The sequence below is a fragment of the Streptomyces sp. CT34 genome, assembly GCF_000805335.1.
Taxonomy (GTDB): Bacteria; Actinomycetota; Actinomycetes; order Streptomycetales; family Streptomycetaceae; genus Streptomyces.
Genome location: NZ_KN708638.1, coordinates 7,529,289 through 7,536,984 on the forward strand (window position 1 = coordinate 7,529,289; position 7,696 = coordinate 7,536,984).

The window sequence follows — 7,696 nt, forward strand, 5'->3', positions numbered from 1 at the left end:
GGTGGGCTCCGTTGGCGGGGTCAGGCGGACGGCATGACGCCGAGCAGGATTCCGGCGGTGAGGACGACGTAGGCCATGAGCGTCACCGAGCCGGTGGCGAGCAGGGTGGGGCCCTTGGGCTGGCGCACCAGTTGGTAGGCGATCAGGCCCGGCACGATGAAGCCGAGGGTCTGGTTCGCGTACATCAGCGGGAACTCCAGGGACAGCACGATCATGACCGTGCCCTGGAGCGCGACGCCGAGCAGGACGACCGCCGCGAACAGCCGTTTGCCGTAGAGGATCACGTACCGCTGCATCAGGCGGGTGCCGATGTAGGTGAGGACCGTGACGCCGACGACCATCGCGGCGCGCTGGAGGTCTTCGACGAGGGTCAGTGCCAGCCAGCCCGGGGTGATCATGCCGCCGGGGGAGAGGTTGGTCGTCAGATAGCAGACCAGGGAGAAGAGCAGCCCGATCGCGATGCCGATCGCGGCGATCTCGGGGGTGAGGACGGAGGGGATCAACGGTGCTGCTCTCCTGGGTTGTGCCACTGCTGAGAGGTGTCGGTGGGGCGCACGGGCGGGACGCGGGGCTCGAACGGGCCCCGGGCACCGGCCGGTTCGGGCGATCCGGCCCGGCCCGGAGGCCGGCCTTCGGGCCGCCGGGCGGCGGTGGGGTCCGGATACGGGGACTCCGCGGTGCGTGGCGCCGGCACGGGTGCGTACGACGCGGCGTACCGCGCCTCATGTGCCTGGGGATACTGCTGGTAGGGGTCGAGGTGCGGCGCGTACCGCGGCGGCGTCCCGTCGTGCGGGGGCGCGTCCGCGGGGGCGTCTGCGGGGGCGCCCGCGGGGGTGCGGGCGGCGGTGCTCTCGTCCGGTGTGAGTTCCGCGAGGTGCTCCAGGAGCAGCTCACCCTGGCCGTGGATGTTGCCGACGGCGACGAGTGAGGAGTCCGGGCCGAGCCGGCCGAGCAACTGGCCCATGAACTCCTCGGGTTCACGCCGGTCGCCGCCGAGGTCGACGGCGCGGTCGCGGAAGGCGGCCGGGATCGCGTCGATGGCGGACTTGGCCGGGTGGCCGATGACGAAGACGTGCTCCGGGTCGAGGTCGGGGATGAGCTCGCCCATCTGGCCGTTGCGTTCGACGCGGTCCGGGCGGCAGTTGATGACGACGTTCAGGGGGCGGTGGATGGCACCGAGGTCGAGCAGCTGGTTGATGTTCATCAGCGTCGACTCGGGATCGTTGGCCGCGAAGACGTTGGCGAAGCGGAGTTTCTTCCGCTCGTGTGTGACGTACCGCTCCACGGAGAGGACGCCGGGGTCCGGCGGGGCGTCGTACATGCCCTGGAGCGCGGTTTCGCGGTCGACGCCCAGGAGTTCGGCGACGACGAGCGCGATGGCGACGTTCTCCTTGAAGGTGAACCAGCTGAAGCCGCGCAGCTCCTCGTCGCTGACCATCGCCGGGTCGGCGTAGACCAGTTGGCAGTTCCTTGCGTCCGCCTCCTCCTGGAGGATGTGGAACCGGTCCTTCTCCGCGGTCACGCAGATACCGTTCTCGGGCATCGAGCGGCACAGGGAGCGCGCCACGTCGTCGAGGGTCGGGCCCATTTCGGCGAGGTGGTCCTCGCGGACGTTGCACAGCACGCCGATCGTGGAGCGGATCAGCTTGGACTGGTTGATCTCCTGGAGCGCGGGCATCACGGCCATGCACTCGATGACCAGCGCGTCCGGGCGGTAGGCGGCGGCGCGGCGCACGATGCCGATCTGCTCGACGACATTGGCGATGCCGAACTTGCGGTAGACGGGTTCCTCGGTGGCGTCCGGGTGGATGAACCGGGCGGCGGTGCCGGTGGTCTTGGCGACGGTGACGAGGTCGCCGCCGCGCAGCGCGCCCGCGCACAGGCGGGTGATGGAGCTCTTGCCGCGGATGCCGTTGACGAGCACCCGGGCCGGTATGCGATCGAGGTTGCGGAAGTGTCGCCGCTGTTCGATCACTCCGGCGACCAGCAGTACGGCACCGCACGCCACGAGCACGGTGTAGAGGAAGAGCACGGGTTACTTGTTCCTTCCGGCCTCGGCGGGCGGGCGCGGGTCGCGGTCATGGTTGCGGTCGCGGTCGCGCGGCTGTTCCTGCAACTTCTGGCGGATCAGTTCCAGGCTGCGGACGACGGCGCCCACCTCGTCGTGGTGACGGGGGAAGAGCACGGTTTTGCGGTCGCCGTCCGCCAGCTTCTCGGCGTGGACCGCCAAGGCGCGCAGCGGCCGTACCACGACGATGTGCAGCCAGCCCAGGCAGGCGGTCGCCGCGGTGACGCCGAGCAGACCTACCAGAACCGTGCGGTTCTGCCGGGTGTACTCGGGGATGGCGAGCCCGGCGGCGTTCTGCGAGCTGACCACCGTCCACCGCAGGTCCTTGGCCGCGCCACCGCCGGAGAACGGAGCAGCGGCGACCACGCGGACGCGACCGCCGTCGCGCTGCACCTCGGCGTGCGTGTTCTCCTTGGCGAGCAGCGGCTTGAGATGGCCCGGCAGTTGCTGGAAGGCCCGGTAGCCCGAGTTGCCGCCGATGACACGCCCCTGGGTGTCGACGACCCGGACCTCGCCGAGTCCCTGCCGGCCGAGGAGCCCGTTGACGAAGTCGATGCGGAACTCGCCGACCACGGCGGCCCCTTGGCGGCCGGGCACCTCGGCGGTGGCAGTGATGACGGGCTTCTTGCCGCCGTGCCCGCTCACCTCGAAAGGCTTGTCCGAGGGGCCCTTGCCCGGCACGGGGTGGGGTGCCCGGCCGGCCCTGGCGAGGGTCTCGCCGTCCGGGCCGAGGACGGAGATCGACTCGTAGCGCTGGTGGTCCCGTGTCGTGCGTTCCAGGACCGTCCGCATGTCGTCGGGCGAGGTACGGTCGCCGATCAGGGCGGCGACCGCGGCCAGGTCCGCGTGGCCCTCGTTGAGAGCCCGGCGCACGCGATCGCTGAGCGTCTCGGTCCGGGTCTTCTGATCACGGACGGTCTGGGTGGGGACGCGCACGCTGCCGTCGGCCCGGTTGAGCAGCAGCATCAGCGGCACCGACCAGACCAGCAGCAGGACGGCACTGACGGCGAGCAGGGCGCGGGCGCCAAGTCCCTTGCGGGGCCCGGGGCCTTCGGTGTCGACGACGGGCGCGCCGCGCAGCTGGCGGCGCAGCCGTTCCAGGGCGGCGCCGATCCGCGCGGCCTCGCCGGTCCTCGGCACGGTCACCGGGCGCGCCAGGTCGCCGCGGGTGAGGCGACGGCTCTCCAGGAACAGGCGGATGAGCGGACGTTGAACGGTGGACACCAGCAGCAGCACCGCGATGCCGCCGATGAGCAGCAGGGCACCCGCGGCGACGAGGCCGAAGGCGGGCCGGGCGAGTTGCGAGGCGTGCTCGGCGACGTGGACCTGGGTGACGACGGTGAGGCCGAGCCCGGCGGCCGTCGTGGCATCGGCCTGCCCGGCGGTGGCGAGCGAGGCGTATCCGGCGGCGGTCTGCCTGCCTTCCGCGGCTCTTCCGGTGAGGTGGCCGCTGACGCCCGGGTAGCCGCCGGAGCCCGGCTGCTTGGCGGTGATCGGGTTCTGCTTGGCCTTCTCCGCCGCGATCCGGGCGAACGAGGCGAACTCTTCGCGGTCCCGCTTGCCGTCGAGCGCACCGCGGCTGCTCAGCACGCGCCCGTCGGCGGCGATCACGCCGACCGCCCGGTTCCCGCCGAGGCTCACTCCCGGAACGTTCAGGCTGCTGGAGGCGATCAGGAGTTGCTGCGGTCTGCCCTCCCAGGACAGCAGGGCGAGCGTGACCAGACGGGTCTGGCCGTTGGGCAGGCGCACCATGCGCGGCGCGAGGCCGCCCCGGTCGGCGAGCTTGGTCCGGTCGATGGCGGTGAGCGGTACGTTCTCCCCGCGCGCGCCGAGCAGCTTGCCGGACCTGATCTCGATGACGGCGGTGCCGCGCCACTTCTGGTAGACGCTGCCGACCTTGTCCAGGACGGCGTCGGGCGACACGGGCCGCCCCTGGTTGAACAGCGTGGCGGTGCGCGTCAGATCGGTGACCGACTCGTCGAGCGAGGCACGCAGCGCCATGGCGCCGTCCTCGGCGACGTACTGCTGGGACGTGCGCACGGCCTCCGGTACGAGGGCGTTCTCGGGTTTGCCGAGCGTGAGCGCGGTGATCCCGGCGAGCGAGAGGAGCAGAGCCGACAGCGCGGCAATGGGCGGGCGTATGCCGCCTATGAGTGACATGTCTGCTCTCCGGCGGACCTTGTGCCGTCGCTTCGAGCGCGAAGCGGCCACCCGTTACTCCTTCCCTGGAAATCCCGATCACGCTGTTTGCCCTCTTTGGGGGCGTAACGCCGTAAGCGCTCTTGTGCGCCCCAGATGCGTGCGACCCGAAGAGTAAAGAAAGAGTTGAGCTTTCCTCAAGAAAAGTGAAGTTGATCTCTCATGTATCGCCTTAAAGGCGAACGAAAGGGACATGGGGTGAGCGGAATCAGCGCCCCGTATCTTTGGTCCGGTCATGACTGTGCATCGGAAGACGCCCTCGACCATCGCCGCCTCGGCGGCCGTGCTGCTCGCCCTGCTCGCGTCGCTCGTCGCCTGCGGCTCAGGCCACTCGCGCGACCACGGGACACCTGACGGCGGGCCGGAGCCCCGGCCCGGCCGGACCTCCGCGCCGAGCGGGCCGCAGACCGTACGACTCGACCGCCGGATCGCCGAATACGCCGCCCCGTTCTCCGCGGACTCCGGGTACCGGCAGCCGCGCCCCGACGACCGGCGAGCCATCGCCGAAGCCGTCGCGCTCGTCCTCGACGGCCGGCGCGAACAGGCGGCGCAACGGCTGTCCGCCGTCGGCTACCGGCTGAGCACCCTCGTCGACGCCACGACGGGCCATACGTACGCGGAGCTGTCCGACCGCTCGACGCAGGTCCCCGCGCCGCGTGGCTGGGGTCGGGTCTACATCGACCTGTCCGCACCGGCGCGCTGGTCGGTCCAGGTACCGCATCCCGTCGCCGACCTGGACACCGAACGGCTCGGCGCGCGCGTGCTGTTGAACTCCCCCGGAGGCGTCCTGGTGATCGCCGGCGCCCACCGCGACGCCGGACGGAACGGGGCCGCGGACGTGGCACACCGCCGGGACACCGTCTTCGACGCCGTCTGCGACGAGCTGGCCCGGCGCGGCCTGCCCGGCATCCAGGTGCACGGCTTCGCCGACGACTCGGCACCCGAACACGACGTCATCGCCTCCCCGGGCATCGGCAAGGCGGGCCGCCCCGACGGCCGGATCCTGGCCGACGCACTCCGGGACCGAGGCTTGCGAGTGTGCCGGGCCTGGGTCCGCTCCTGCCCCCTGGAAGGCACGCAGAACATGCAGGGCCGCCGGGCAGCCGACGACCACCTCCCGTTCCTCCACGTCGAGTTCGCCAACTCCGTCCGCACGGACGGCCGGCGCGCGGCGCTGGCGGCTGCCGCGGTCAAGACACTCACCGACGGGTGGGCGGCGCGGAGCGGTGGTTCGGGGTAGCGGGCCATGCGGCTGCCCCATGGCCGCACCCGGGCGGCGACCACACCGAAGCCCTCAACGTCCCTGCACGGCCCTGACGTTGTCGCCGAAGGTCCAGTTCTTCGAGCCGTCCCAGTTCAGGGACCAGGTCATCAGGCCCTTCAGGCCGTTGTGGTAGGTGTTCCACGCCTGGGTGACCAGGTCCGGGGGCAGGTAGCCGCCGCCGGCGCCTGGTTGGGCGGGGAGTCCGGGGACCTGCTGGTCGTAGGGGACCCTGATCGTGGTGCCCTGGACGGTCAGGCCCTGGTCGAGGCAGGTTGTCTGCGCGGTGAAGCCCTCGACCGTGCCGGCCTCGTACGAGTCGCCCGAGCAGCCGTACATGCTGCCGTTGTAGTACTGCATGTTCAGCCACCAGAGGCGGCCGTTGTCCGCGTACTTCTTGATGATGGGCAGGTACGCGCCCCAGATCGATCCGTAGGTGACGCCGCCGCCGGTGACATAGGCCGTCTCGGGGGCCATCGTCAGGCCGAAGCCCGGGGGCATCTGGGCGAGGATGCCGTCGATGATGCGCATCAGGTTGGTCTGGGAGGCGGACGGCTGGTTGATGTCCCCGCTGCCGGTGAGGCCGGTTTCGATGTCGATGTCGATGCCGTCGAAGTTGTACTTCTTCAGGAGCGGCACGATGGTTTCCACGAACCGGTCGGCCACGGCGGTGGAGTTGAGGTCGATGCCGGCCGAGGCGCCGCCGATGGACATCAGCAGCGTGAGGCCGTCGCTCTTGGCCTGGCACATCTCGGCCGGGGTCGGCACCTTGACCGTGGCGTCCATCCCGTCCTCCCACAGGGCCGTGCCGTCCGAGCGGATGACGGGGAAGGCGGTGTTGAGGACGTTGTATCCGTGGTCGCGGATACGGGCGTCGGTGATCGGCGTCCAGCCGAAGGGTGGGTGGACGCCGTTCGCCGCGCCGTCCCAGTTCTCCCAATACCCTTGGAGGACCTTGCCGGAGGGGCGCGCCTGCGTGGCACAGGTGTCGCCGGTGTCGCCTTGGGGGGCGCCCGGGCTCGCGGCGCCCAGCAGGGGCAGGACGCAGGCCGCCGCCAGGCCGACCCTCAGCAGACGCGCCGTCCGACGACCGATCACGCTGTGCTCCCTTCGCGTCCGTGACGTTGCGTCACGAGCATTGCGGGATGCGGGAGTTCGGCGGATGGCCGGGGCCGGCCTCGTCCCGGAGCGAGTGTGATGCGCCACACCGTAAGTTGGTCCGTACCTATGGTCAATAGGCGTGGACCAATTCGGGAGAGGAGGTGGAGTTGTCGCGGTTGGCGGGGCCCGGCCGGGCTCAGGGGGCGCGTCGGTTCGCTACGCGTCCTTGTCCTTGTCCTTGGTCTTCTCGTTCTTGTTCTTCTCCTTGAGGCGCGCGGCTTCCTTGCGGACCTCGGCCTGGATGGCGCGCTCCTTCTGGAGCCACTCGGGGTTCTCCGCCTTCAGGGCGTCGATCTGCTCCGTGGTGAGGGCCTCGGTGATCCCGCCGCGGGCGAGACCGGAGATGGAGACGCCCAGCTTCGCCGCGACCACCGGCCGGGGGTGCGGGCCGTTGCGTCGCAGCTCCCGCAGCCACTCGGGCGGATCCGCCTGGAGCGCGTTGAGCTCGGTACGCGAGACGACACCGTCCCGGAACTCGGCGGGGGTGGCTTCGAGGTACACACCCAGCTTCTTCGCCGCGGTGGCGGGCTTCATCGTCTGGGCGGTCTGGTGCGACTTCATGCTGTCCAGGGTATCGAGCGTGTGCGCGGTCGCCGACCACGGCCGGTAACCTGGCGGGGTGACAGGCTCGGAAGCATCCCCTTCGTTCCGGCTCGCGTACGTCCCGGGAGTGACGCCCGCCAAGTGGGTGCGGATCTGGAACGAGCGCCTGCCCGGCGTCCCGCTGCATCTCGTCCAGGTATCCGCCGCCGAAGCGGCCGATGTGCTGCGGAACGGGGGTGCCGACGCCGGGCTGCTGCGGTTGCCGACCGACCGGACGGACCTCAGCGCGATCCCCCTGTACACCGAGACGACGGTGGTCGTGGTCCCGAAGGACCACCTGGTGGCCGCGGTCGACGAGGTCACCGCCGAGGACCTCGCCGACGACATCGTGCTGCACCCGCTCGACGACACCCTCGACTGGGAGCGCCCACCGGGGCGGCCGGCCATCGAGCGGCCCGCCCCGG

6 protein-coding genes and 1 pseudogene are annotated in these 7,696 nt (G+C 70.9%); 2 read left to right on the top strand and 5 right to left on the bottom strand.

Annotated features, from left to right (window positions below; translation table 11 throughout):
- Positions 1 to 20 precede the first annotated feature (20 nt).
- From RZ84_RS32730 to RZ84_RS32740, 3 genes are read right to left on the bottom strand one after another with little or no spacing between them, the layout of a single operon-like run.
- On the bottom strand, positions 21 to 503 hold the full coding sequence (locus RZ84_RS32730; protein WP_043268086.1) for a poly-gamma-glutamate biosynthesis protein PgsC/CapC: 483 nt from the start codon (positions 501 to 503) through the stop codon (positions 21 to 23).
- Complete coding sequence (gene pgsB, locus RZ84_RS32735) at positions 500 to 2,032, bottom strand: poly-gamma-glutamate synthase PgsB (protein ID WP_043268088.1); 1,533 nt, start codon at positions 2,030 to 2,032, stop codon at positions 500 to 502. Before pgsB ends, RZ84_RS32730 begins: the two co-directional genes overlap by 4 nt.
- A gap of 3 nt (positions 2,033 to 2,035) precedes the next feature.
- Positions 2,036 to 4,228, bottom strand: coding sequence for a HAMP domain-containing protein (locus RZ84_RS32740; RefSeq protein WP_052230326.1), 2,193 nt, complete (start codon positions 4,226 to 4,228; stop codon positions 2,036 to 2,038).
- Positions 4,229 to 4,502: 274 nt separating this feature from the next.
- Between RZ84_RS32740 and RZ84_RS32745 the strand changes: the two genes are divergently transcribed.
- The gene (locus RZ84_RS32745) at positions 4,503 to 5,507 is read left to right on the top strand and encodes a hypothetical protein (RefSeq protein WP_052230327.1); all 1,005 of its coding nucleotides are present in this window, start codon (positions 4,503 to 4,505) and stop codon (positions 5,505 to 5,507) included.
- Positions 5,508 to 5,561: 54 nt separating this feature from the next.
- Here the strand turns inward: RZ84_RS32745 and RZ84_RS32750 are convergent, their stop codons facing one another.
- Positions 5,562 to 6,623: a chitinase gene (locus RZ84_RS32750; protein ID WP_043271542.1), complete on the bottom strand. Its 1,062-nt coding sequence runs from the start codon at positions 6,621 to 6,623 to the stop codon at positions 5,562 to 5,564.
- A 222-nt stretch (positions 6,624 to 6,845) separates the two neighbouring features.
- Positions 6,846 to 7,250 (bottom strand): DUF5997 family protein, encoded by a 405-nt coding sequence (locus RZ84_RS32755; protein ID WP_043268090.1) that lies wholly within the window; start codon positions 7,248 to 7,250, stop codon positions 6,846 to 6,848.
- 58 nt (positions 7,251 to 7,308) lie between these two features.
- Here RZ84_RS32755 and RZ84_RS42110 point away from each other — a divergent pair.
- A pseudogene (locus tag RZ84_RS42110) lies at positions 7,309 to 7,696 on the top strand (substrate-binding domain-containing protein); the annotation flags it as partial.